Below are 22,772 nucleotides of genomic sequence, written 5' to 3' on the forward strand. Positions count from 1 at the left end.
ACCTTGTCGGCATGACGAAGACGGCCGGTGCGCCCGAGGAGAGGCGACGCGATCCCTCCGCGGGGCCCGGCCGGGGGCCGGGCCGGCTCCGGCTCTGGCCCGAACTGCTGCTGGTGTCGGTGTGCTACGCGGCGTACTCGACCGTGCGCAACCTCGTCCCGACCGACCACGCTGGAGCGGTCCACCGGGCGTACGAGCTGTTAGCCGTCGAGTACCGCATGCACGTGGACGTCGAGGCCGCGCTGAACCACCTGTTCGTCGCCCACACGCCGCTCGCGGTGGCCGCGAACTACTTCTACGGCACGCTGCACTTCGTCGTGACGATCGGCGTGCTCGTGTGGCTGTACGCCCGCCGGCCCCACCGGTACACCGCGCTGCGCACGCTGCTGTTCGCCACGACCGTCCTCGGCCTGGTCGGCTTCTGGCTGTTCCCGCTCGCGCCGCCGCGGATGCTGCCCGGCTTCGTGGACACCGTCCCCTACTTCGGGACGTGGGGGATCTACGACTCCGGCCCGACCGCGAGCGTCACCAACCAGTACGCCGCGATGCCGTCGCTGCACACCGCCTGGTCGCTGTGGTGCGCGATCTGCGTCGCGGTCGCCGCGCGCCGGGTGTGGCTGCGCGCGCTGGCGTTCCTGTACCCCGCCGCGACCGTCCTGGTGATCATGGGGACGGCGAACCACTTCGTGCTCGACGCGGTCGGCGGCGCGGCGACGCTGGCGACGGCGGCGGCGCTGGTGCTCGGCGTCGCGCGGACCGTCCCGGCGGCGGCCCGCGCGCCTGGTCACTCCGCCCCGTAGAAGACGCGCTCGACCACCGACCGGGCGTGCCGGGCGCGCCGCCGGTAGTCCTCCAGCAGCTCGCCGGTCGCGTCGTAGCCGAGCATCTGGGTGATGGACGTCCGCTCGTGGTGGTGGTCGGTGGGCAGCAGGTCCGACGCGCGGCCGCGCACGAGCATGATGGCGTTGCGCAGCCGGGTGGCGAGCTTCCACGCGTCGCCGAGGACCTCGGCGTCGGCCGCGTCGAGCAGGTGGGCCTCGACGGCGGCGTCGAGGGCGGCGAGCGTCCGCGTCGTGCGCAGCGCGGGCGTCTCCCAGGCGTGCTGGAGCTGGAGGAGCTGCGCGACCCACTCGACGTCCGCCAGGCCGCCCGGCCCGAGCTTCATGTGCAGGCGGCGCTCGACGCCGCGCGGCAGCCGCTCGGACTCCATGCGCGCCTTGATCCGGCGGATCTCGCGCAGCGCGGCGTCGTCGATGCCGTCCTCGGGCCAGCGCATCGGGTCGATGAGGGCGCGGAACCGCTCGGTCAGCTCCGGGTCGCCGATGAGCGGGTCGGCGCGCAGCAGCGCCTGGCTCTCCCACGGCTCCGACCAGCGCGCGTAGTACGCGGCGTAGGAGGCGAGGGTGCGGACGAGCGGACCCTGGCGGCCCTCGGGGCGCAGGTTCGGGTCGATCTCCAGCGGCGGGTCGGCGGCGGGCAGCGCGAGCAGCCGCCGCGTCTCCTCCGCGACGGCGTGCGCGGCGCGGCCCGCGTCGCCGTCGTCGGCGCCGGGCAGCGGGTCGTGGACGAACATGACGTCGGCGTCGCTGCCGTAGCCGAGTTCGTGGCCGCCGTACCGGCCCATCGCGATGACGGCGAACCGGGTCGGCAGCGGCGACCGCCGCTCCATCTCGATCTTGCCGATCGCCGCCTGCAGCGCCGCCTCGATCGTGACGGTCGTGATGTCGGTGAGCGCCTCCCCGACCGTCGCGACGTCGGCGAGGCCGAGCACGTCCGCGACCGAGACGCGCAGCAGCTCGCGCCGCCGCACCGCGCGGACCGCCGCGACCGCGTCCTCGGCGGGCGGCGCGCCGCCCGACCCGGCGCGCCGCCGGACGGCCGACAGCGCCTCGGTGCGCAGCGCCGCGACCGGGCGCGGCGTCAGCTCGGCCTTGCTGCCGAGGATCGTGACGGCCTCGGGGTTGCGCAGCAGCAGGTCGGTGGCGTACCGGCTGGTCCCGAGGATGCAGGCCATGCGCTCGGCGACGGTGACCTCGTCGCGCAGCAGCCGCAGGTACCAGGGGGTCGCGCCCAGCTCGTCGCTGACGCGGCGGAACCCGAGCAGGCCCGCGTCGGGGTCGGGGGCGTCGGCGAACCAGCCGAGCATGACCGGCAGCAGCGTCCGCTGGATCGACGCGCGCCGCGACACCCCCGACGTCAGCGCCTCGATGTGCCGCAGCGCGCCCGCCGGGTCGGCGTAGCCGAGCGCGACGAGCCGGGCGCGGGCGGCGTCGGCGGTCAGCCGCGCCTCCTCCCCCGGCAGCTTGGCGACGGCGCGCAGCAGCGGCCGGTAGAACACCTTCTCGTGGATGCGGCGGACCTCGCGGGCGTGCCGCCGCCACAGCGCGGTGAACTCCCCGACGGGGTCGGCGCGCAGGCCGAGCGCGCGGCCGAGCCGCCGCAGGTCGGCCGGGTCCTCGGGGACGAGGTGGGTGCGGCGCAGCCGGTGGAGCTGCACCAGGTGCTCGACGCGGCGCAGGAACCGGTACGCCGAGGCGAGCGCGGCGGCGTCGTCGCGGCCGACGTAGCCGCCCGCCGACAGCGCGTCCAGCGCGTCGAGCGTGGTGGGGCTGCGCAGCGACTCGTCGGCGCGGCCGTGGACGAGCTGGAGGAGCTGCACGGCGAACTCGATGTCGCGCAGCCCGCCGGGCCCGAGCTTGAGCTGCCGGTCGGCCTCGGCGGAGCGGCGGTTCAGGTCGGCCTCGACGCGGCGGCGCATCTGCTGGACGTCCTCGACGAACTTCTCGCCCTCGGCGGCCTGCCAGACCAGCGGGGCCGTCGTCGCCAGGTACCGCTGCCCGAGGCCGGGGTCGCCCGCGAGCGGACGGGCCTTGAGCAGCGCCTGGAACTCCCAGGTCTTCGCCCACCGCTCGTAGTAGGCGCGGTGGCTGGCGAGGGACCGGACGAGCGGCCCGGCCTTGCCCTCGGGGCGCAGCGCGGCGTCCACGTCCCACAGCGCGCCCTCGGCGGTGCTGGCCGAGCAGGCGCGCATCATCGCGGACGCCAGGCGGGTCGCGGCGCGCAGCGCGGCGTCCTCGTCGGCGCCGTCGCGGGCCTCGGCCACGAAGACGACGTCGACGTCGCTGACGTAGTTCAGCTCCCGGCCGCCCGCCTTGCCCATGCCGATGACGGCGAGGCGGCACGCGGCGTGCTCGGGGATCTCGGCGCGGCCGAGGGCGAGCCCGGCCTCCAGCGCGGCGGCGGCGAGGTCGGCGAGGTCGGCGGCGACGTCGGACACGTCGGCGGCCCCGGTGAGGTCGAGTCCGGCCAGGGCGAGCAGGTGCCTGCGGTACTCGGCGCGCAGCGCGACGAGCGCGTCGTCGGCCGCCGCGACGGGCTCGGGGTCGGCCGGGTCCGCGCCGACGGCGCGCAGCAGCGCGGCCCGCAGCGCGGCGGCGCGCAGCTCGCGGGACGGCTCGACGTCCTCCCCGTCCGGCAGCGCCGCGCCGGGGCCGGGCGGGGCGGGCAGCGCCCCGTCGCGCAGCACCTCCCAGTGCCCGGGGTGGCGGGCGAGGTGGTCGGCGAGGGCGTCGCTGACGCCGAGGACGGCGACCAGCCGCTCGCGGGTGCCCGGCTCGGTCGCCAGGGCGGCGCGCAGCCGGGTGCCGAGGCCGCGCTCGTCGGCGGCGGCGAACAGCCGCAGCAGCCCGCCGAGCGCGAGGTCGGGGTCGGCGGCGGCGCCGAGCGCGTCCAGCAGCTCGCCGCCGGGGACGGTGCCGGGGCCCCGGTCGGCGTCGGTCAGCAGCCGCTCGGCGCGGGCCGCGTCGGTGAACCCGAGCCGCGCGAGGCGGCCGGTCAGGGAGGGGCGGCGTTCAGAGGTCCACGGCTCGCTCACGGCCTCCACGGTAGTCCCGCCGGGGCCGCGCGGGGCGGGCGGACGCGAACACGAGACGGTCTCGATCCGCGCCGCGCGCCCTACAGGATCGTGATGAGGCGCCTGCGCTCGAACTCGCTCACCTGGCGGCGGTACTCCTCCCACTCCTGGCGCTTGTTGCGCAGGAAGAAGTCGAAGACGTGCTCGCCGAGGACGTCGGCCATCAGCTCGCTGTGCTCCATCGCGTGGATGGCCTCGTCGAGGTCCTGCGGGAGCGGTTCGATGCCGAGGGCGCGGCGTTCGGCGGGGGTGAGCGCCCAGACGTCGTCCTCGGCGCCGGGCGGCAGCTCGTAGCCCTCCTCGATGCCCTTGAGGCCCGCGCCGAGCATCGCGGCGAACGCGAGGTAGGGGTTGGCGGCGGTGTCGAGGGAGCGGAACTCGACCCGCGTCGCGTGGCCCTTGTGGGGCTTGTACATCGGGACGCGGATGAGCGCGGACCGGTTGTTGTGCCCCCAGCAGATGTAGGACGGGGCCTCGCCGCCCGCGCCCGCCGTGGACCCGACGCCGCCCCACAGCCGCTTGTAGGAGTTCACCCACTGGTTGCAGACGGCGGTGATCTCGGCGGAGTGCCGCAGCAGGCCCGCGATGAACGCGCGGCCGACCTTGGAGAGCTGGAACTCGGCGCCGGGCTCGTAGAAGGCGTTGCGGTCGCCCTCGAACAGCGACATGTGGGTGTGCATGCCCGAGCCGGGGTGCTCGGTGAACGGCTTGGGCATGAAGGACGCGAAGACGCCCTGCTCCAGCGCGACCTCCTTCATGACGAGCCGGAACGTCATGATGTTGTCGGCGGTGGTGAGCGCGTCGGCGTACCGCAGGTCGATCTCCTGCTGGCCGGGCGCGCCCTCGTGGTGGCTGAACTCCACCGAGATGCCCATCGCCTCCAGCATGGTGATCGCGTTGCGCCGGAAGTCGTGCGCGGAGCTGTGCGGCGTGTGGTCGAAGTAGCCGCCGGAGTCGACCGGGACGGGCTCGCGGCCGTCCTCGGACCGGTCGGCGAACAGGAAGAACTCGATCTCGGGGTGGGTGTAGAAGGTGAACCCGAGGTCGGCGGCGCGGGCGAGAGTGCGCTTGAGGACGAACCGGGGGTCGGCGAAGCTCGGCGTGCCGTCCGGCATGAGGATGTCGCAGAACATGCGGGCGACGCCGGGACTCTCGCTGCGCCACGGCAGGACCTGGAAGGTCGACGGGTCCGGCTTGGCGATCATGTCGGCCTCGTACACGCGCGCGAAGCCCTCGATGGCCGAGCCGTCGAACCCGATGCCCTCGCCGAAGGCGCCCTCCAGTTCGGCGGGCGCGACCGCGACGGACTTCAGGAACCCGAGCACGTCGGTGAACCACAGCCGGATGAAGCGGATGTCGCGCTCCTCCAGCGTGCGGAGCACGAACTCCTGCTGACGGTCCAAAGCCTTCTCCCTCGGTGGTGCGGTCGCCCGGCGCGGACCCGCGCCGGTCGGCCCCTTCCCCGCGGCGGCGGGGGGCTAACGGGCCGGGACCGGGCGGCGCCGCCGCCGGTACGCCTCGACCTGCAGTATGCCCCGCCGCTGTTACCGCGACGTTACGTCCGGTCCGCCGCCGGGGAGCCCGGCGGTGACGCGGTGGCGGACCCCAGGGGATCTACCAGGACGAACTTTGCCATATGACGCGGGCCGCCGACAGCGGCGGCCCGCGCGCTACTCCTTGCCCCGCTTGGGCGGCGCGGCGGCGGCCGGGTCCAGGACGCGCGCCAGGAACTCCCGCGTGCGCGGCTTCTCCGGTTCGGCGATCACCCGCGCGGCCGGGCCGTCCTCCACGACGACGCCGCCGTCCAGGAACACCACCCGGTCCGCGACCTCGCGCGCGAAGCTCATCTCGTGGGTGACGACGAGCATCGTCATGCCGTCCTCGGCCAGGCCGCGCATCACGCCGAGGACGTCCCCGACCAGCTCGGGGTCCAGCGCGGACGTCGGCTCGTCGAACAGCATCACCGACGGCCCCATCGCCAGCGCCCGCGCGATGGCGACGCGCTGCTGCTGCCCGCCCGACAGCCGCGTCGGGAACGCGTCGGCGCGGTCGGCGAGGCCGACCCGGTCGAGGTTCTCCCGGGCGATCCGCTCGGCCTCGGCGCGCGGCCGCCGCAGCACCTTGACCTGCGCGACCATGACGTTCTCCAGCGCCGTCAGGTGCGGGAACAGGTTGAACTGCTGGAACACCATGCCGATGCGGCGGCGCAGCGCGTCCAGGTCGGCGTCGGGGTCGGTGATCTCGTCGCCGTCCACCCGGATCGTGCCGCCGGTCGGGACCTCCAGCAGGTTCACGCACCGCAGCAGCGTGGACTTGCCCGACCCGGACGGGCCGATGACGCACACCACCTCGCCCGCCTCCACCGCGAGGTCGATCCCCCGCAGCACCTCGTCGTCGCCGAACGCCTTGCGCAGGCCCTCGATCTCGATCGCCCTCATCGCGCCTCCCCGCCGCGCCGCGCCTCCAGCCGCCGGGCCAGGTAGCCCAGCGGGATCGTGACGGCCAGGTAGCACAGGCCGGCGACGACGATCGGCGTCGTGTTGTTCTTCTCGCCCGCGAGGTCCTGCCCGAACTTGGCGAGCTCCCGCTGGTCCAGCGAGACGCCGATGAACAGGGCCAGCGAGGAGTCCTTGAAGAGCAGGACCAGTTCGTTGGTGAGCGGCGGGACGACCGTCCGCAGCGCCTGCGGGACGATGATCGTCCGCATCGCGCGGGAGTGGGACATCCCGAGCGAGCGGGCCGCCTCCATCTGGCCGCGCGGGACCGCCTGGATGCCCGCCCGGATCGTCTCGGCCATGTACGCGGCGGAGACGAGGGCGAGCGCGAGCCCGGCCTGGCCGTAGACACCGCCGGGCAGGCTCGTCCCGGGGAACGCCAGCGGGACGCCGACGCCCACGAAGATGAAGATCAGCAGCGCGGGCAGGCCGCGGAAGACCTCCACGTAGCCGATCGCGAACCACCGGTATGGGGGGACGGACGAGAGCCGCATCAGCGCGAGCACGAGCCCCGCCGTCAGCCCCAGCACGAACCCGATCGCCGTGTAGACGACGGTGTTGCGCAGCCCGATGGTGATGATGTCGGGGAACAGCCCGCCGATGACGTCGGTGTTGAAGAAGTTGGTCCGCAGCGAGTTCCAGTCGGCGAGCGCGCCGACGGCGACGAGCACCGCGACGACCAGGCCGTACTCGCCGCCGCGCACGAGCCGCCGCCGGCGGCGGCGCGCCGCGCCGGACCGGGCCGGCGCCGGGTTCGCGGCCACGGCTACTCGCCCGCCGGCATCGGGCCGATCCACTTTTCGTAGATCGCCTTGTACGTGCCGTCCGCGCGGGCCGCCGTGATCACCTCGTTGAGGATCTTGAGCAGGCCGGGGTTCTGGCCCTTGCGGACCGCGAAGCCGTACTTCTCACCGGTGTCGTAGTCGCCGAGAACGCCGTACTTGGCGTTGGCGGGGTCCTTCAGCCAGCCCTGGATCACGGGGTAGTCCTCGACGACGGCCTGCACGCGGCCCGTCCGCAGCCCGTTCAGCAGGGACGTGGAGTCCTTGAACGAGACGGTGTCGAGCTTCTGCGCGCGGGCGTACTCCTCGCCCGTGGTGGACGCCTGCGTGCCGACCTTCAGGCCGTCGCCCTCGGCGTCCGCGAGCGCGGTGTACTTCTTGCCGTCCTTCGCGCCCATGAGCGCCTGCGTCGCGGTGAAGTACGGCTCGCTGAAGTCGATGAACCTCGCGCGCTCGGGCTTGATCGTCATGCCCGCCGCCGCGATGTCGCACTTGCCCGCGTTGAGCGCGGAGCCGGTCTTGATGGTCTCGAACGGCGTGTCGACGATCTTCTGGGTGACGCCGAGCTTCTTGGCGACCAGGTCGATGACGTCCACGTCGAACCCGACGACCTTGCCGCCCTGCTCGGACTGGAACGGCGGATAGGGCAGGTGGGTGCAGGTGGTCAGCGCGCCCTTCCTGACGAGCTTCGCCCCCTGCACGGTGGCCGAGTCGTCCCCGCAGGCCGCCGCCGACCCCAGGGTCAGGGCGGCGAGGCCCGCGCAGAGCGCGGACCGGAACCAGGTGCGTCCGGACAAGCCGTCCTCCTTCGCTGTTGAAGATCACCGAACTCTGTCATGGCGGACCGGACGGACGCGAGGCGGCGCCCGGCTCGCCGCTTTCCTTCCCTTTCCCGGAACTTGACGTGGCGATCTCCCTGTTTCCACCCGACTTCACTGCATGATCATCTTGTGGACGTCTCCTCCTTGCTGTACTCGCTCGGGGACCGCGTGGCCGTGTCCGCCCCGCCCGCCGGTCCCGCCGTCCCGCGCGCCGACGTCCGAGCCCGGTTCGACGACCTCGCCGCGCGCGTCGACGAGTGGACGCGCACCCGCGGCCTGGCCGGGCCCCGGCCGCCCGCCCGCTGCGAGCGGCTGGCCGCGCGGCTGTTCCCGACCGCGCCGCCGGACCGCGTCGAGCTGTTCGCGTGCTGGACGGCGTGGGCGTTCGCGCTGGACGACCTGCTGGACGAGGACCCGCTGGGCGGCAGCGCCAACTCCGTCCACGCCCTGTTCGACGACCTCGGCGGCGCGCTGCGGCGCGGCGGCGCCCGGCCCGGCGCGCGCCCGCTGGAGGCGGCGCTGGCCGAGCTGTGGCGCGCGACCGGACGGCTGCAGGGCCGCGCGTGGCGCCGCCGCTTCCTGACGAGCCTGGAGGAGCAGCGGGCGGGCTGCGCGCAGGAGGCCGTCCACCGGCGGATGCGCGAGATCCCCGACCTGCGCGGCTACCCGTCGCTGCGGCGCCGGGCGGGCGCGCCGTTCCTGTTCGACCTGATCGAGCCCGTGCTGGGCGTGGAGCTGCCCGGCTCCCTGTTCGGGACGCCGTGCTGGACGGCGCTCGCCGAGGCCGCCGCCGACACGGTCGCGTGGTGCAACGACATCGCGTCCTACCCGCGCGAGTTCGGGCGCGGCGACGTCCACAACCACGTGACGGTGCTCGGCGCGGCGTACGGGTTCGCGCCGGAGCGCGCGGCGCGCACCGTCTGCGAGCGGATCGGGCTGCGCGCCGCCGACCTCGCGGCGGCGGGCCGCGCGCTGCCCGCCACGCTGGACCTGATGCGGTACGAGCCGACCGAGCGCCTGGCGGCGGAGCGGGTCGCGCGCGTGCTGCTGGCCGCGCCGCGCGCGCACCTGGACTGGCTCATCGAGTCGAGCCGGTACGCGACGGCCGCGTGGCCGGAGGCGGTGCCGTCCCCGCGCTGACCAGCGCGTCCCCGGCGGCGGTCCGCGAGTACAGGACGCGGCGGCCCACCCGGTGCCCGGTGACGAGCCCGCAGGCCCGCAGCACGCCGAGGTGCTGGCTGACCGCGCCGGGCGTGACGGCCAGCCGCCGCGCCAGCTCCGTCGTAGCGACGGGCGCCGCGACGGCCACCAGCACCGCCGCGCGGACCTTCCCGACGAGCGCCGCGAGCGCGTCCGGCGGCGCGGCGGGCGCGGTCTCCCACAGCGTCGCGACCCCGTACGGCGGGTAGCTCAGCATCGGCTGGTACGGCGGGACCATCACCGACGCCTGCGGCCACACGAACGCGCTCGGCACGAGCAGCAGGCCGCGGCCGCGCAGCGCGACGCGGTAGTCCCACTCGCGGTCCACGAACAGGCTCCCGCCGCGCCACGCGACGCCCGGGTGCAGGTCGGCGAAGACGCCCTCCGCGCCCCGGACGCCGAGCGCCCGCGTCCGGCGCAGCACGTCGCCCTCCAGCAGGTCGCGCAGCCGCACCCAGTGCGGGGCGAGCGCCGTCGCCCAGTACCGGTCCAGCAGCTCCGCGAGCCGGGCGGGCGCGGCCGGGTCGGCGGCGAGCGCGTCGCGCGCGGGGTCGCGCGGCAGCTCGGCCAGCTCGGCGGCGACGGTCTCCGGCGGGGTCGCGGCGACGGCGGCCAGCTCGGCGGCGAAGTCCGGCAGCGGCCCGCGCGGCGGCGGGGTCAGGAAGTCCGGGATGTACCCCGCGGCCGGGATCACGGCGCGCAGCGGCGCGAGGTCGAGCCCGCGCAGCCGGGGCCGCACCGCACGCGCCCACGGCAGGTGCAGCGCGTGCCCGGACGGGTCCGCCAGCACGCGCAGGCTGCGCACCGCCTCCCACAGCGGCGAGAACGCGAACCGGACGCGGGCCACGTCGCCCGGCCCGAACTCGAACTCGATCAAGCGGCGACCTCCTGCTTTCAGCCCAGGCTAAATCATTTGGACGGACGCGCCGCCGCCCCGAGGATCGCCGTCGTGACCACCTCCGCTCTCCCCGCCGGTCGGCTCGCCGCGTTCCTGGCGCCCCGGCTGGGCGGCCTCCCCCGCGTCTTCTGGGTGCTGTGGACCGGCACCCTGGTCAACCGGCTCGGCACGATGGTCGAACCGTTCCTCGGCCTGTACCTGGTGTCCGCGCGCGGGCTGTCGCTCGGGCAGGCGGGCGCGGTCGTCGCGCTGCTCGGCGCGGGCTCGATGGCCGGGCAGGTCGTCGGCGGGTTCCTCGCGGACCGCGTCGGCCGCCGGGTGACGCTGACGCTCGCGACCGTCGCGTCCGGCGCGTCGATGCTGGCCGTCGGGTACGCGGACGGCGTCCCGGCGATCTGCGCGGCGGCGCTGGCCTGCGGGCTGTTCCTCGACATGCACCGGCCCGCGTCGGCGGCCGTCGTCGCCGACGTCATCCGGCCCGCCGACCGGACGCGCGCGTTCGGCCTGCTGTTCTGGGCCGTCAACCTCGGCTTCGCCGTCGCGATGGTGCTCGGCGGGGCGCTCGCCGCGCACGGCTTCCTGGTGCTGTTCTGGGCGGACGCGGCGACGTGCGCCGCGTACGGGCTCCTGGTCTGGCGCGCCGTCCCCGAGACGCGGCCGGAGCGGGCGGCGGACGCGCCGCGCGACGGCGGGTTCCGCGCCGCGCTGGCCGACCGCGTGCTGGTCGGCTACGTGCTGATCACGCTCGTCTACACGTTCGTGCTGCTCCAGGGCATGACGACGATGCCGCTGGCGATGCGCGAGCACGGGATCGGGCCGAGCGGGTACGGCGTCGCGGCCGGGGCGAACGGCGTGCTGATCGTCGTCGCGCAGCCGGTGGTGAACGCGTGGCTGGGCCGCCGCGACCACAGCCGCGTCCTGGCGGCGGGGATGCTGCTCGTCGGCGCGGGCTACGCGTCCACGGTGCTGGCGGACTCGCTCGCCGGGTACGTCGCCGCCGTGCTGCTGTGGACGTGCGGGGAGGTGACGGCGGCGGCCGTACTGCAAGCGGTGGTCGCCGACCTCGCCCCGCCGGACCTGCGCGGCCGCTACAACGCGCTGTACGGCGTCGCGTGGTCGGGCGGGTACCTGCTCGCGCCGCTCGGCGGCACCCAGTTGCTGCGGCTCGGCGCGCCCGCGCTGTGGCTGGCCTGCGGGGCGCTCGGGCTGGGCGCGGCGGCGGCGCAGCTCGCGCTCGGCCCGGCGATCCGGCGGCGCCACTTCTCGTCAGTTTGACGATACAGCGGGGGCGTCCCGTAGGCTTGATCGCGTGGCAACGCTCAGGATCGCGCTCGCGCAGGTGGACCCGACCGTCGGCGACCTCGACGGCAACGCCGACCTCATCGTGGAGTGGACGCGCCGCGCCGCCGCGCGCGGCGCACAGCTCGTGGCCTTCCCCGAGATGACGCTCACCGGCTACCCGGTGGAGGACCTCGCGCTGCGGTCGTCGTTCGTCGCGGCGTCGCGGCGCGCGCTCGACCGCGTCGCCCGGCGGCTCGCCGACGAGGGGCTGGGCGGCCTGCCGGTCGTCACCGGCTACCTCGACCGGCGCACCGACGGCGCGGCCGTCCGCACCGGGCAGCCCGCCGGGTCGCCGCTGGACGGCGCGGCGTGGCTGCACGGCGGCGAGGTCGTCGTCCGGTCCGCCAAGCACCACCTGCCGAACTACGGGGTGTTCGACGAGTACCGCGTGTTCGTGCGCGGCGACCGGCTGCCGGTCGTGCGCGTCGGCGGCGTGGACGTCGCCACCGTCGTCTGCGAGGACCTGTGGCAGGACGGCGGGCCGGTCGGCGTCGCCGGGGCCGCCCGCGCGGGCCTGCTGCTGACGATCAACGCCTCGCCCTACGAGCACGCCAAGGACGACGTCCGGCTCGACCTGTGCGCCGCGCGCGCCCGCGAGGCCGGGTGCGCGCTCGCCTACGTCAACATGGTCGGCGGCCAGGACGAGCTGGTGTTCGACGGCGACTCGATCATCGTCGGCGCGGACGGCGGCCTGCTCGCCCGCGCGCCGCAGTTCGCCGAGAACCTGCTGGTCTGCGACCTCGACCTGCCCGACGCCGTGGACGGCGCGACGGACGAGCCGGTCGACGCCCGCGACGGCACGACGATCACCGTGGACCGCCGCGTCCTGCCCGACGCGCCGCCCGCCCCGGCCGGGGAGCCCGCGCGGCCCGCCGTGCGCGCGCCGCTGGACGACCCCGCCGAGATGTACGCGGCGCTGGTCCTCGGCACGCGCGACTACGTCCGCAAGAACGGGTTCCCCTCGGTGATCCTCGGGCTGTCCGGCGGGATCGACTCGGCGCTCGTGACGACGATCGCCTCCGACGCGATCGGGCCCGAGAACGTCCACGTCGTCCTGCTGCCCAGCCGGTACTCGACCGAGCACTCGGTGACCGACGCCGAGGAACTCGTGAAGCGGCAGGGCGTCCGCTCGCGGATCGTCCCCATCGCGGACATGGTCGCCGCGTTCGAGGCGCAGCTCGACCTGCACGGGCTCGCCGCCGAGAACCTCCAGGCGCGCGTCCGCGCGAACGTGTGGATGGGCCTGTCCAACGAAGAGGGCCACCTCGTCCTCACCGGCGGCAACAAGAGCGAGCTGGCGACCGGCTACTCGACGCTCTACGGCGACTCGGCGGGCGGCTTCGCGCCCATCAAGGACCTGGTGAAGACGCGCGTGTGGGAGCTGGCCCGGTGGCGGAACTCGGCGGTCGGCGCGGACCTGCCGTTCCTGCACCCGTTCACCGCCGAGCCGATCCCCGAGGCGATCATCGTCAAGGAGCCGTCGGCGGAACTGCGGCCCGGCCAGCGCGACATCGACAGCCTGCCGCCCTACCAGGTCCTCGACCCGCTGCTGGTCGACTACGTCGAGAACGACATGGGCCGCGACGCGCTCGTCGCCGCGGGCCACGACGCCGCGCTCGTGGAACGCGTCATCCGCATGGTGGACCTGGCGGAGTACAAGCGCCGCCAGTACCCGCCCGGCCCCAAGATCACCCCGAAGAACTTCGGCCGCGACCGCCGCGTCCCGATCACCACGAAATGGCGGGAACCTGCTGTGTAATTGTGGGGGGTCGACCCCCCACGCCCCCCGCGGCGCGAAGCGCCGCATCCTCACTCGCTGGCGCTCGCTGCGGTGCGACCCTTCGCGCTGCGCGCGCCCGGCCACTCGCTGGCGCTCGCGGCCGTGCGCCCGCCGGGCAACCCCCTGTGGCCAGGGTGGTCACCCAGCCGCGCGCACGCGGGCAACCCCTGTGGCCACGGTGGTCACCCAGCCGCGCGCACGCGGGCAACCCCTGTGGCCACGGTGGTCACCCAGCCGCGCGCACGCGGGCAACCCCTGTGGCCACGGTGGTCACCCAGCCGCGCGCACGCGGGCAACCCCTGTGGCCACGGTGGTCACCCAGCCGCGCGCACGCGGGCAACCCCTGTGGCCACGGTGGTCACCCAGTCGTGCTCACGCGGGCAAACCCCTGTGCCCGGGACGGTTGCCGGGCTTCGGCCGGGGCTCCCGTGGTCGCGCGCCGCGAGCCCCCAGGGCTCGCGGCGCGCGGCCACAGCGCGGAGGATGCACCGCAGCGAAGCCCTGCGGAGCGCCAGCGGAGCCGGGCGCAGCGAGGATGCATCCTCCGCGCCGCGGGGGGTGTGGGGGGTCGTCCTCCCACAATTACTCGCGGTGGTGGTTTTCGCCGGGCCAGGCCGGGATGGGCTCGTCCGTGTCGTGTTCGTGGCCGGGGACGAGCTGCTCGCACCAGACGACCTTGCCCGCGGCCGTGCGGCGGGTGCCCCAGCGGTCGGCGAGCTGGCTGACGACGAGCAGACCGCGGCCGCCCTCCTCGTCGTCGTCGGCGTGGCGCAGCCGGGGCAGCGCCGCCGAGCCGTCCAGGACCTCGCACACCAGTGAGCCCTCGTACAGCAGCCGCAGCTCGATCTGGCCCTTGGCGTCCTTGGCGTACCGCATCGCGTTGGTGATCAGCTCGGTCGCCAGCAGCTCGGTGGCGTAGACGAGGTCGCCCAGGTCCCACGCCTCCAACTGGGTGCGGACGAAGCCGCGCGCCCGGCGGACCGCCGCCGGTTCGGACGGCACCGGCCAGGACGCGAACCGGTCGGCCGGGACGCGCCGCAGCCGGGAGATCAGCACGGCGATGTCGTCGCGGTGCTTGTCGGCGTAGACGCCCGCGAGGACGGCCTTGGCCATGTCCTCCATCGGGCGGTTCGCGGTGTCCGGCCCGAAGACGCTCTGCAGCCGCGCGAGGCCGTCGTCGATGTCGCGGCCCCGGTTCTCGACCAGGCCGTCGGTGTAGATGACGAAGACGCTGCCGTCCTCGACGGGGAACTCGCGGCTCTCGATCGCCGCGCCGCCGGTCACGCCGAGCGGCGGCGCGGGCGGGATCTGCAGGTACTCGTTGGTGCCGTCCGGGGCGACCAGCAGCGGCGGCAGATGGCCCGCCGAGGCGATCTCGACCGTCCCGGAGACGGCGTCGTACACGGCGTACAGGCACGTCGCGAAGTGCGGTTCCTGCTCGCCCAGCTCGATCATCAGCTCGTGCATGGCGTGCAGCGCGTCGGCCGGGGGCAGCTCCAGGTTCGCCAGCGTGTGCAGGGCCGTGCGGAGCCGCCCCATCGTGACGGCGGCCTTGACGCCGTGGCCCGCGACGTCCCCGACGATCAGCGCGACCCGCGCGCCCGGCAGCGCGATGGACTCGTACCAGTCGCCGCCGACCTCGACCAGCTTGCTGCCCGGCAGGTACCGGTGCCGGACCTCGACCGGGCCCGGGTGCGACAGCCCGGTCGGCAGCAGGCTGCGCTGGAGCGCCAGCGCCGTCGCCCGCTCGCGGCTGAACCGCCGCGCGTTGTCGATGACGATCGCCGCGCGCGCCGCGAACTCCATGCCGATCTCGACGTCGTAGGCGTCGAACCGGCGGAACCCCGGGATGCGCGTGCAGGCCATGAAGCCGAGCAGCGTGTCGTGCGCGATGAGCGGCAGCAGCACCATCGACGCGCCGGTCAGCAGCTCCCCGACCGGGGCGCGCCGCCAGCGGGTCGCGATGTCCTGCGCGGTGTCGGCGTCGAGGGTGGCCCGGTGGACGGCCCGCTCGCTCTCCAGCAGCTCCCGGTAGGGCGTGTTGTCCGGGAAGACCAGGACCTCCCCCTCCGGGAATGTCGCGGTCCACAGCGGGTTGCCGTCGTCGGAGGCCACCGCGAGGCGGCGCAGCACGGCCGACCCGCTCTCGGCGTGGACCTCGTCGGCGGCGACGAGGCTCTCCAGCACCAGGACCTCCGCCGCCGTGCAGAAGTGCGGGACGATGACGTTCACCAGCGCGCGGGCGCTCTGGTCGAGGTCGAGCGACGCGCCGAACCGCTGGAGCTGGTCGTCCAGCAGGGCGCGGCGCATCCGCGCCGGGTCCTGGTAGCGCTCGCTCGGCGGCAGCGCCACCCGGACGAACAGCAGCCCGGCCGGGCCGTCCGCGGCCTCGGCGATCATCGGCTGCGCGGTGACGACGGCGTCCGTCGTGCCCGCCGCGCCGTTGCGCACGGCCAGCACGGCGGTGCGCTCCTGCCGGGCGGCCATGCCCTCCAGCAGGTTCTCCAGGCCGGCCTTGGCCTCGTCGTCGACCAGCTCGACGGCGGGCCGGCCGATCAGCTCGGCGGCCCCGCGGCCGACCACCGACTCGGCGTTCGGGCCGCACTGCACGATCCTGCGCTCGCCGTCGACGCCCAGCACCAGCGTGCGCGACGCCGCGTCGTCGGTGGGCGCATCGCCTCGCGGCGCCATCACGGATCTCACCTGACGCGCTCCCACAGCCTGTCGTCGGACCACTCCCCCGCGCCAGTATGGAGCATCGGGGGCGGACAGGGGGAGAAGATCGGTCTTACCGCCTCGGAAACCGCAGGCAGGGGGCTTGACGCGGCGCGGGACGGCCCGTCCGGAATCACCGGGTCTACCCGAATCGTTCTTCTAGTGGCACCATCGGAGAGGTCTGGGTACGCCACCGTGGCGCCTCAAGACCGGAGGTATTCTCATGTCTGCTGCGAGCGAGAAGAGCCAGCCGTCCGCCCTGTACGGCGGGACGAGCGGGCGACGGGTCACCGTCCGCGACATCGCCCTCGCCAAGGAGCGCGGCGAGAAGTGGCCGATGCTCACCGCCTACGACGCGCAGAGCGCGCGGGTGTTCGACGAGGCGGGCATCCCCGTCCTGCTGATCGGCGACTCGGCCGCGATGGTCGTGTACGGCTACGAGTCCACCATCCCCGTCACCGTGGACGAGCTGATCCCCCTCACCGCCGCCGTCGTGCGCGGCTCCAAGCGGGCGCTGGTCGTCGCGGACCTGCCGTTCGGGTCCTACCAGGCGAGCGTCCCCGAGGCGCTGACCACGGCCGCGCGGTTCCTCAAGGAGGGCGGCGCGCACGCCGTCAAGCTGGAGGGCGGCCGCCGCGTCGCGCCGCAGGTCGAGGCGATGGTCGCGGCGGGCATCCCCGTCATGGGCCACCTCGGGCTGACGCCGCAGTCGGTCAACGCGTTCGGCGGCTACCGCGTCCAGGGGCGCGGCGAGGGCGCGGCCGAGCTGATGGCCGACGCCAAGGCCATCGAGGCGGCGGGCGCGTTCTCCGTCGTGCTGGAGTGCGTCCCGGCGGACGTGGCGAACGAGGTCACCGCCGCGCTGTCGATCCCGACCGTGGGGATCGGCGCCGGGCCGGGCACCGACGCGCAGGTGCTCGTCTGGCAGGACATGGCCGGGCTGACGCCGCACACCGCCAAGTTCGTCAAGAAGTTCGCCGACATCGACCGGGTGCTGGGCGAGGCCGCGGCCGAGTACGCCTCCGAGGTCGTCTCCGGCGCGTTCCCGACCGAGGCGCACAGCTACCGCTGACGGTCCGGGCCCGGGGCGGGGCGCGGTTCCGGCCGCGCCCCGTCGCGCGGGGCGGGCAGCTCCGGGAGGTCGCCCGTGCCCTTGATCTCGCGGGCGAGGGTCTTCACGGCGGCCTCGAGCACGTCCGGCCCGGCGATGTTCATCAGCAGCAGGCCGAGGTTGAGCGCCTTCTGCCGGTCGGTCATCTCGCTGGCCGCCAGGGCGTCCACGGCGGTGCGGAGCGCCTGCTGGTCCTCGGCGGAGACGTTCTGGAGCAGCCCGAGGCAGTAGGTCGGCAGCGCGAGCTGGGCGCGCTTGAACGACACGTCCTCCATGATCTTCCCGGCGGACTGCGCCCGGGTGCTGGCCTGCATCCGGTCCACGCCCCGGTCGGCGGCGGCCAGCAGCGACTGCAGCAGCGTGCTCGGCCCGACCGCGACGTCCTCGTCCCCGACCCGCACGGTGAACACCGCGCTGCGGAACACCATCATCGAGCCCAGACTGGCCACCAGCACCTGCGTCGCGCCCGCGACGGCGGGCGAGGACACGCCGAACCGCCACCCGAACGTGTGCATGAGCAGCAGCGACGCCGCGCCCGCCCCGCCGTTGATCAGCACGTACGCCCAGGTGCTGGGCACGCGGACCAGCGACATCGGCCGGTCGCGGTAGCGGCTGACCAGTTCCGCGATCCCGACGAGGCAGCTCAGCGAGACCGCGACGAGGTATCCCGTCATCCGGCGGCGGGACCGGCCACCAGCCGGACGGTCTCGTCGCCGTCGGCGGCGCCGGGCCGCCGCTCCACGGCGACCAGGCCGTCGTCGCGCAGCCGCTCGACCGCGTCGGCGACCGCGAGCAGGCCGAGGCCGGTGCCGCGGCAGATCTGGGTGAACGTCTGGGGTCCGTGGCCGGAGCCGAGCTGCGCCAGCACCCGGCCGCGGGCTGGGTCGGGGTCCTCGGGACGCGGCCGGGAGCCCCCGGACGCGTCGGAGCCGCCCGTCTCGCCGCCCTCGCCGCGCGCGCCCGGCTCCCCCGGCTCGCCGCGCTCGCCGCGCGCCTTGCCGGACGCGACGCCGTCGCCCCGGCGCCGGGGCGTGTTGAGGAACGCGCTCCACGGATCAGCCGAATGGTTGTGCCTCATGGTCACCTGTCCCCTGTCCGACCGGTCCCCGCCATCATCGGCAATTCGACGCATGGAAGTCCGCTGGCGCTCCCGTTACTTCCCCGTGACGCGAGGGGGTTTTCCGGAAGCCCACGAACCAGTAAATACGATCAGTCCTCCCGATCGCCATCGGCGGCGGCGGTCTCGCGGCGCTGGGCGTCGGCGGCCACGGAGAAGCCGTCGCCGGACTCGTCCGCGACCCGGTCGTCCGGGGAGCCGTGCGGGCGGTGCGGCGCGGAGCGGGCCACGATGACGCGGTCGCCGGCGCGCAGCGTCGCGCACTCCGGGGCGTCGTAGGCCAGCGGGCGGCCGTCGCGGACGACCGACAGCACCGGCTCGGCCAGCTCGCGCGGCGACCGCCCGGCCTCGTCGCGGGTGACGGCGCGCTCCAGCAGGTCCAGGCCGCGGCCGTGCTCCAGCAGGTCCTCGATGACCTCGCTGACGTGCGGCTGGCTCGTCGACACCCCGAGCAGGCGGCCCGCCGCCTCCGAGGACGTGATGACCCGGTCCGCGCCGCTCTGCCGCAGCAGCGGCGCGTTCTCGGCCTCGCGGACGGCCGCCTGGATGCCCGCGCGCGGGTTGAGCTGCCGCGCGGTCAGCGTGATCAGCACGGCGGTGTCGTCGCGCGGGGCGGCGACGACGATCTCCCGCGCCCGCTCGACCTCGGCGCGGCGCAGCACCGAGCTGCGCGTCGCGTCCCCGACGATGCCGACGAACCCGGCCTCGGCGGCCTCCGACACCACGCGCGGGTCCGGGTCCACCACGACGATCCTGGTGTGCGGCTCGCCGCTGTTCAGCAGCGTCCGGATGGCGCTGCGGCCCTTCGTTCCGTAACCGGCCACCACGATGTGGTCGCGCACCCGGCTCCTCCAGCGGTTCCGGCGCCAGTCGTCGCGGGTGCGCTCCGCCAGGACCTCCAGGGTGGTGCCCACGAGGACGATGAGGAACAGCACGCGCACCGGCGTGATGAAGACGATGTTGACGAGCCGCGCCCCCGGCGTGACCGGCGTGATGTCGCCGTAGCCGGTGGTGGAGGCGGTCACCGTCGCGTAGTAGAAGCAGTCCAGGAAGGACAGGCGGCCGCCGGTCGAGTCCCGGTAGCCGTCGCGGTCGAAGTAGACGGCGGCGACGACGGCTCCCAGCAGCAGCACCGCGATCCCCACCCGCGTGAGCACGGCCCGCAGGGGCCCGACGCGGGTGGAGGGCAGCAGGACGCGCGTACGGCGCGCGGTTCCCCCGTTCTCCACGCGCGCAACGGTACTGAACGGGACCGACCGGGCGCGCGGGGCCGCGCCGCCCGCGTCCGGCGTGTCGGGCCGGACGCGGCGCTCCGGGTCAGACGTCCGTCACGCGCAGTCCCGCGTGCGCCTTGTACCGGCGGTTGATGGAGATCAGGTTCGCGGTGAACGCCTCGACCTGGTGGGCGTTGTGGAGCCGACCGCCCCAGATGCCGCGCACGCCCGGGATGCGGGCCGCGAGGGCCTGGACGGTGTCGGTGGCCGCGCGGTCGTCGCCGAGGACCAGGACGTCCAGGTCGATGGCGTCCACCGCCGGGTCCAGCAGCAGCACCGCCGAGACGTGGTGGAACGCGGCGACGACGCGGCTGTCGGGCAGGATCGCCGCCGCCTGCTGCGCCGCGCTGCCCTCCTCGACGGGCAGGGCGTACATGCCCTTGCCCTTCTCGAACGCCAGGGGGTTCACGCAGTCGACGACGATCTTGCCGGCGAGTTCGGCGCGGACGGACTCCAGCGTCGCGCGGTGGCCGTCCCACGGCACCGCGACGACCACCACGTCCGACTCGCGCGCGGCGACGGCGTTCTCGGCCCCGCTCACCGGCAGGTCCGCGCCGAGGTCGTCGGCGGCCTCCTGCGCCCGGTCCGCCTTGCGCGACCCGATCAGCACGCGGTGCCCGGCGAGCGCGAACCGGCGGGCCAGGCCCTTGCCCTGGTCGCCGGTGCCGCCGAGGATGCCGATCGTCAGCCCGGTCACGTCGGGCAGGTCGTGGGGGGAGGTGCGCTGCTCAGTCATGCGGCCGAGTCTGCCAAACGGCCGTTCTTCCCCGGGCGGGCGGCCCCGCCGTTCACGGGGTACCGGACCGTATCCGCGAACGCCCGGCCGGGCGGGCGGCCGTGCGGCACGATGGAGCCGTGGACGGGGACCAGGTCATGATGTTGCGCGAGGTGCTGGCGGCCACGGGCTGGCTCGGCCGCACCCGCGAGTTCGGCCGGGCGCTGCGCGGCAGCGCCCGCACCCCCGGCGGCCTGCTGCTCGTCGGCACCCCGGCCGCCGACCCGTGGCACCTGGCCGCGCACCTGGACGACGAGAGCCGGCTGAACTCGCTGCCGGGCCTCGCGCCGGTGCTGGTGCGCTGGTCGCCGCCGCCGGACGCGCCCGCGCACCTGCGCGTCGGGCTGGAGCGGCTGGAGGCGGCGCGGCGCGGCGAGACGCTGTTCGTCGTCGCCGAGGACGAGGCGCCGGTGCCGCTGCTGGAGCGGGTGGACGACGCGCGGCGCACCGGCGCGACGATCCTGGCGCTCGACGGCGGCGACCGGGAGCTGGGCGGGCTCGCCCACGAGTCGCTGACCGTCCCGCCGGACCAGGCGCTGCTGTCGTTCGACGGCGCGCAGCACCTGGTGAGCGCCGCCGCCGCGGAGCCGGCGGCCGGGCGGCGGCCGGGGCTGCGGCACCGGCTGGCGCGGCTGCTGGAGACGGTCAGCGGACCCGTGGTGGACTGACCCGTGGTCGACTAGCCCGTGGTGGATTAGCCGACTAGTCGTCGTCCTGGCCGTCCCAGGTCTCGTTGCGCTGCCGGGCGCGCTCCAGCGCCCCCGCCGCCTCGGCCTCGGTCCGGTACGGGCCCATCCGGTCCTTGTCCGGGCACCCGGCGCCGTGCTCGACCTTCCCGTGCCGCAGGCAGAACCACCAGTCGCCGTCGTCGTCGCTCATCCGCTCGCTCCTCACGGTCATGCGGGCACCCCCATTCGTGCCCGGTCCACGCTGACTACACTCCAGAAGCATGACGACGCACCTCCTCCGGCCCGGCCGTGTCTCCCCCCTGCGGAAGGTCCCGGCGCACATCCCGCGCCCGGAGTACGTCGGAAAGAAGCGTCCCAAGACCGGCGAGCCGGACGTCAAGCCGCCGGAGATGGTCGAGCGGATGCGCGTCGCGGGGCGCATCGCGGCGCAGGCGCTGCAGGAGGTGGGCCGCCACGTCCGGCCCGGCGTCACGACGGACGAGCTGGACGTCGTCGGCCACGAGTTCCTGGCGGCGCGGGGCGCCTACCCGTCCACGCTCGGGTACCGGGGGTTCCCCAAGTCGCTCTGCACGTCGGTGAACGAGGTCATCTGCCACGGCATCCCCGACGACACCGTGCTGCGCGACGGCGACATCGTCAACGTCGACATCACGGCGTTCATCGACGGCGTCCACGGCGACACCAACGCCACGTTCCTGTGCGGCGACGTGGACGAGGAGTCGCGGCTGCTCGTGGAGCGCACCCACGAGGCGATGATGCGCGGCATCCGCGCCGCGCGGCCCGGCCGGGCGCTGAACGTGATCGGCCGCGTCATCGAGTCCTACGCCAAGCGGTTCGGGTACGGCGTCGTGCGCGACTTCACCGGCCACGGCATCGGGACGACGTTCCACTCCGGCCTCGTCGTGCCGCACTACGACGACCCGCGCGCGACGCAGGTCATCCAGGCGGGCATGACGTTCACGGTGGAGCCGATGCTGACGCTCGGCACGTTCGACTACGACATGTGGGACGACGGGTGGACCGTCGTCACCAAGGACCGCAGGCGCACCGCCCAGTTCGAGCACACCATCCTCGTGACCGAAAGCGGACACGAGATCCTGACGTCGCCCTGACGCCGGCGGGCACGAGCGGCAGGACCCACGTCCCCGTCCGGGAGGGCAGCGCGATGAACGCTCCGGAGCCGTACGAGCGGTACGAGCCGCGGGTCCCCTCCGACAGCATGCCGGAGTGGCGCGCGGCGCTCAGCGTGACGTGGGCGGCGCTGCCGTTCCTGTCGCTCGGCTACCTGACGCCGGTGACGTTCACGGCGGCGTTCGTCTGGCGGCGCTCGCGGCATCTGATGGTGTCGGCGGCGGTGTACTGGGGGCTGTTCGCGCTGGCCGTGCTGGCGGGGTTCGGGCTCGGGCCGGTGATGTTCCTGCTGTCGGTGGGCGGCTGCGCGCACGCGTTCCTGATCCGGCGGCAGGTGTTCGACCCGCACGGGCTGTCGGGCGTCGGCAACGAGGCCGTGGTGGAGCGGGTGCGGCGGCAGCGGGTGCTGCGCGACAAGGCGCGGGAGCTGGCGGCGGGCGACCCCCGGCTGGCGCGCGAGCTGCGGATCGGCCGCCCGGACCTCCCCCGGCAGTACAAGGACGGCGGGCTGGTGGACGTCAACCACGCGCCGCGCGAGGCGCTGACGCTGCTGCCGGGCGTCTCCGCCGACCTCGCGGACCGGATCATCCGGGTGCGGGAGGAGACGGGCGGGTTCGTCTCGGCGGAGGAGCTGGCGGCGGTGGCGGGGCTGCCCGCGACGCTCACCGAGGATCTGGCCGAGTACGCGGTGTTCCTGCGCTGAGTGGCGGGCCGCCCGGCGGGTAGGCGG

The 22,772-nt window shown here is 74.8% G+C and carries 20 protein-coding genes; 8 read left to right on the plus strand and 12 right to left on the minus strand.

Annotation, left to right across the window (positions count from 1 at the left end):
- Nucleotides 1-11 precede the first annotated feature (11 nt).
- A complete protein-coding gene (locus G339_RS33165; protein ID WP_019630916.1) occupies nucleotides 12-800 on the plus strand; it encodes a phosphatase PAP2 family protein in 789 nt (262 codons plus the stop codon).
- Here the strand turns inward: G339_RS33165 and G339_RS0109890 are convergent.
- The 5 genes from G339_RS0109890 to G339_RS0109910 all read right to left on the minus strand — a co-directional run bounded on the left by G339_RS0109890 (nucleotide 785) and on the right by G339_RS0109910 (nucleotide 7,987).
- The gene (locus G339_RS0109890; RefSeq protein WP_019630917.1) at nucleotides 785-3,883 is read right to left on the minus strand and encodes a bifunctional [glutamine synthetase] adenylyltransferase/[glutamine synthetase]-adenylyl-L-tyrosine phosphorylase; all 3,099 of its coding nucleotides are present in this window, start codon (nucleotides 3,881-3,883) and stop codon (nucleotides 785-787) included. The two genes, G339_RS33165 and G339_RS0109890, sit on opposite strands and share 16 nt — an antisense overlap.
- A gap of 71 nt (nucleotides 3,884-3,954) precedes the next feature.
- Nucleotides 3,955-5,316, minus strand: a complete 1,362-nt coding sequence (glnA, locus tag G339_RS0109895) for a type I glutamate--ammonia ligase (RefSeq protein WP_019630918.1) — start codon at nucleotides 5,314-5,316, stop codon at nucleotides 3,955-3,957.
- A 267-nt stretch (nucleotides 5,317-5,583) separates the two neighbouring features.
- Complete coding sequence (locus G339_RS0109900; protein WP_019630919.1) at nucleotides 5,584-6,351, minus strand: amino acid ABC transporter ATP-binding protein; 768 nt, start codon at nucleotides 6,349-6,351, stop codon at nucleotides 5,584-5,586.
- A complete protein-coding gene (locus tag G339_RS0109905) occupies nucleotides 6,348-7,172 on the minus strand; it encodes an amino acid ABC transporter permease (protein WP_019630920.1) in 825 nt (274 codons plus the stop codon). The genes G339_RS0109900 and G339_RS0109905 overlap by 4 nt, the downstream gene beginning before the upstream one ends.
- Nucleotides 7,173-7,174: 2 nt before the next feature.
- A complete protein-coding gene (locus G339_RS0109910; RefSeq protein ID WP_019630921.1) occupies nucleotides 7,175-7,987 on the minus strand; it encodes an ABC transporter substrate-binding protein in 813 nt (270 codons plus the stop codon).
- Nucleotides 7,988-8,140: 153 nt separating this feature from the next.
- Between G339_RS0109910 and G339_RS33170 the strand changes: the two genes are divergently transcribed.
- Nucleotides 8,141-9,151 carry a terpene synthase family protein gene (locus G339_RS33170; RefSeq protein ID WP_157407447.1) on the plus strand — a complete coding sequence of 337 codons (1,011 nt, stop codon included), beginning with the start codon at nucleotides 8,141-8,143 and terminating at the stop codon, nucleotides 9,149-9,151.
- On the opposite strand, the gene G339_RS0109920 is transcribed toward G339_RS33170, so the two are convergent.
- On the minus strand, nucleotides 9,090-10,088 hold the full coding sequence (locus G339_RS0109920; protein WP_019630923.1) for an ArsR/SmtB family transcription factor: 999 nt from the start codon (nucleotides 10,086-10,088) through the stop codon (nucleotides 9,090-9,092). The two genes, G339_RS33170 and G339_RS0109920, sit on opposite strands and share 62 nt — an antisense overlap.
- A gap of 72 nt (nucleotides 10,089-10,160) precedes the next feature.
- On the opposite strand from G339_RS0109920, the gene G339_RS0109925 reads away from it, so the two are divergent.
- The gene (locus tag G339_RS0109925; protein WP_019630924.1) at nucleotides 10,161-11,384 is read left to right on the plus strand and encodes an MDR family MFS transporter; all 1,224 of its coding nucleotides are present in this window, start codon (nucleotides 10,161-10,163) and stop codon (nucleotides 11,382-11,384) included.
- Between the two features lie 34 nt (nucleotides 11,385-11,418).
- Complete coding sequence (locus G339_RS0109930; protein ID WP_019630925.1) at nucleotides 11,419-13,209, plus strand: NAD+ synthase; 1,791 nt, start codon at nucleotides 11,419-11,421, stop codon at nucleotides 13,207-13,209.
- A 603-nt stretch (nucleotides 13,210-13,812) separates the two neighbouring features.
- On the opposite strand, the gene G339_RS0109935 is transcribed toward G339_RS0109930, so the two are convergent.
- Nucleotides 13,813-15,921 carry a SpoIIE family protein phosphatase gene (locus G339_RS0109935; protein WP_019630926.1) on the minus strand — a complete coding sequence of 703 codons (2,109 nt, stop codon included), beginning with the start codon at nucleotides 15,919-15,921 and terminating at the stop codon, nucleotides 13,813-13,815.
- A gap of 247 nt (nucleotides 15,922-16,168) precedes the next feature.
- Between G339_RS0109935 and panB the strand changes: the two genes are divergently transcribed.
- The gene (panB, locus tag G339_RS0109940; RefSeq protein WP_019630927.1) at nucleotides 16,169-17,017 is read left to right on the plus strand and encodes a 3-methyl-2-oxobutanoate hydroxymethyltransferase; all 849 of its coding nucleotides are present in this window, start codon (nucleotides 16,169-16,171) and stop codon (nucleotides 17,015-17,017) included.
- On the opposite strand, the gene G339_RS0109945 is transcribed toward panB, so the two are convergent.
- The 4 genes from G339_RS0109945 to npdG form a co-directional block, all read right to left on the minus strand.
- Entirely contained in the window at nucleotides 17,008-17,730 is a 723-nt protein-coding gene (locus G339_RS0109945; protein ID WP_019630928.1) for a hypothetical protein, read from the minus strand. The two genes, panB and G339_RS0109945, sit on opposite strands and share 10 nt — an antisense overlap.
- Nucleotides 17,727-18,134, minus strand: coding sequence for a winged helix-turn-helix domain-containing protein (locus G339_RS0109950; RefSeq protein ID WP_019630929.1), 408 nt, complete (start codon nucleotides 18,132-18,134; stop codon nucleotides 17,727-17,729). Before G339_RS0109950 ends, G339_RS0109945 begins: the two co-directional genes overlap by 4 nt.
- 131 nt (nucleotides 18,135-18,265) lie before the next feature.
- The gene (locus G339_RS0109955) at nucleotides 18,266-19,402 is read right to left on the minus strand and encodes a potassium channel family protein (protein WP_019630930.1); all 1,137 of its coding nucleotides are present in this window, start codon (nucleotides 19,400-19,402) and stop codon (nucleotides 18,266-18,268) included.
- Nucleotides 19,403-19,490: 88 nt separating this feature from the next.
- A complete protein-coding gene (gene npdG / locus G339_RS0109960; protein ID WP_019630931.1) occupies nucleotides 19,491-20,183 on the minus strand; it encodes an NADPH-dependent F420 reductase in 693 nt (230 codons plus the stop codon).
- A gap of 119 nt (nucleotides 20,184-20,302) precedes the next feature.
- Here npdG and G339_RS0109965 point away from each other — a divergent pair, with 119 nt between their 5' ends.
- Nucleotides 20,303-20,890, plus strand: coding sequence for a hypothetical protein (locus tag G339_RS0109965; RefSeq protein ID WP_019630932.1), 588 nt, complete (start codon nucleotides 20,303-20,305; stop codon nucleotides 20,888-20,890).
- 34 nt (nucleotides 20,891-20,924) lie between these two features.
- Here G339_RS0109965 and G339_RS39365 read toward each other — a convergent pair whose 3' ends face one another.
- Nucleotides 20,925-21,101: a hypothetical protein gene (locus G339_RS39365; protein WP_019630933.1), complete on the minus strand. Its 177-nt coding sequence runs from the start codon at nucleotides 21,099-21,101 to the stop codon at nucleotides 20,925-20,927.
- A gap of 70 nt (nucleotides 21,102-21,171) precedes the next feature.
- On the opposite strand from G339_RS39365, the gene map reads away from it, so the two are divergent.
- A complete protein-coding gene (map, locus tag G339_RS0109975) occupies nucleotides 21,172-22,023 on the plus strand; it encodes a type I methionyl aminopeptidase (RefSeq protein WP_019630934.1) in 852 nt (283 codons plus the stop codon).
- 53 nt (nucleotides 22,024-22,076) lie between these two features.
- The gene (locus G339_RS0109980) at nucleotides 22,077-22,745 is read left to right on the plus strand and encodes a ComEA family DNA-binding protein (RefSeq protein ID WP_019630935.1); all 669 of its coding nucleotides are present in this window, start codon (nucleotides 22,077-22,079) and stop codon (nucleotides 22,743-22,745) included.
- The last annotated feature ends 27 nt before the right edge of the window (nucleotides 22,746-22,772 follow it).

Origin of the sequence: Actinomadura atramentaria DSM 43919 (genome assembly GCF_000381885.1) — a bacterium.
Classification (GTDB): Bacteria; Actinomycetota; Actinomycetes; order Streptosporangiales; family Streptosporangiaceae; genus Spirillospora; species Spirillospora atramentaria.

What these genes read in the sequence shown, in the direction of transcription:
- G339_RS33165 (WP_019630916.1), top strand. Translation starts at nt 12, where the DNA reads ATGACGAAGACGGCCGGTGCGCCCGAGGAGAGGCGACGCGATCCCTCC.
- G339_RS0109900 (WP_019630919.1), bottom strand. Translation starts at nt 6,351, where the DNA reads ATGAGGGCGATCGAGATCGAGGGCCTGCGCAAGGCGTTCGGCGACGAC.
- G339_RS0109935 (WP_019630926.1), bottom strand. Translation starts at nt 15,921, where the DNA reads ATGGCGCCGCGAGGCGATGCGCCCACCGACGACGCGGCGTCGCGCACG.
- panB (WP_019630927.1), top strand. Translation starts at nt 16,169, where the DNA reads ATGTCTGCTGCGAGCGAGAAGAGCCAGCCGTCCGCCCTGTACGGCGGG.
- G339_RS0109945 (WP_019630928.1), bottom strand. Translation starts at nt 17,730, where the DNA reads ATGACGGGATACCTCGTCGCGGTCTCGCTGAGCTGCCTCGTCGGGATC.
- G339_RS0109950 (WP_019630929.1), bottom strand. Translation starts at nt 18,134, where the DNA reads ATGAGGCACAACCATTCGGCTGATCCGTGGAGCGCGTTCCTCAACACG.
- npdG (WP_019630931.1), bottom strand. Translation starts at nt 20,183, where the DNA reads ATGACTGAGCAGCGCACCTCCCCCCACGACCTGCCCGACGTGACCGGG.
- G339_RS39365 (WP_019630933.1), bottom strand. Translation starts at nt 21,101, where the DNA reads ATGAGCGACGACGACGGCGACTGGTGGTTCTGCCTGCGGCACGGGAAG.
- map (WP_019630934.1), top strand. Translation starts at nt 21,172, where the DNA reads ATGACGACGCACCTCCTCCGGCCCGGCCGTGTCTCCCCCCTGCGGAAG.
- G339_RS0109980 (WP_019630935.1), top strand. Translation starts at nt 22,077, where the DNA reads ATGAACGCTCCGGAGCCGTACGAGCGGTACGAGCCGCGGGTCCCCTCC.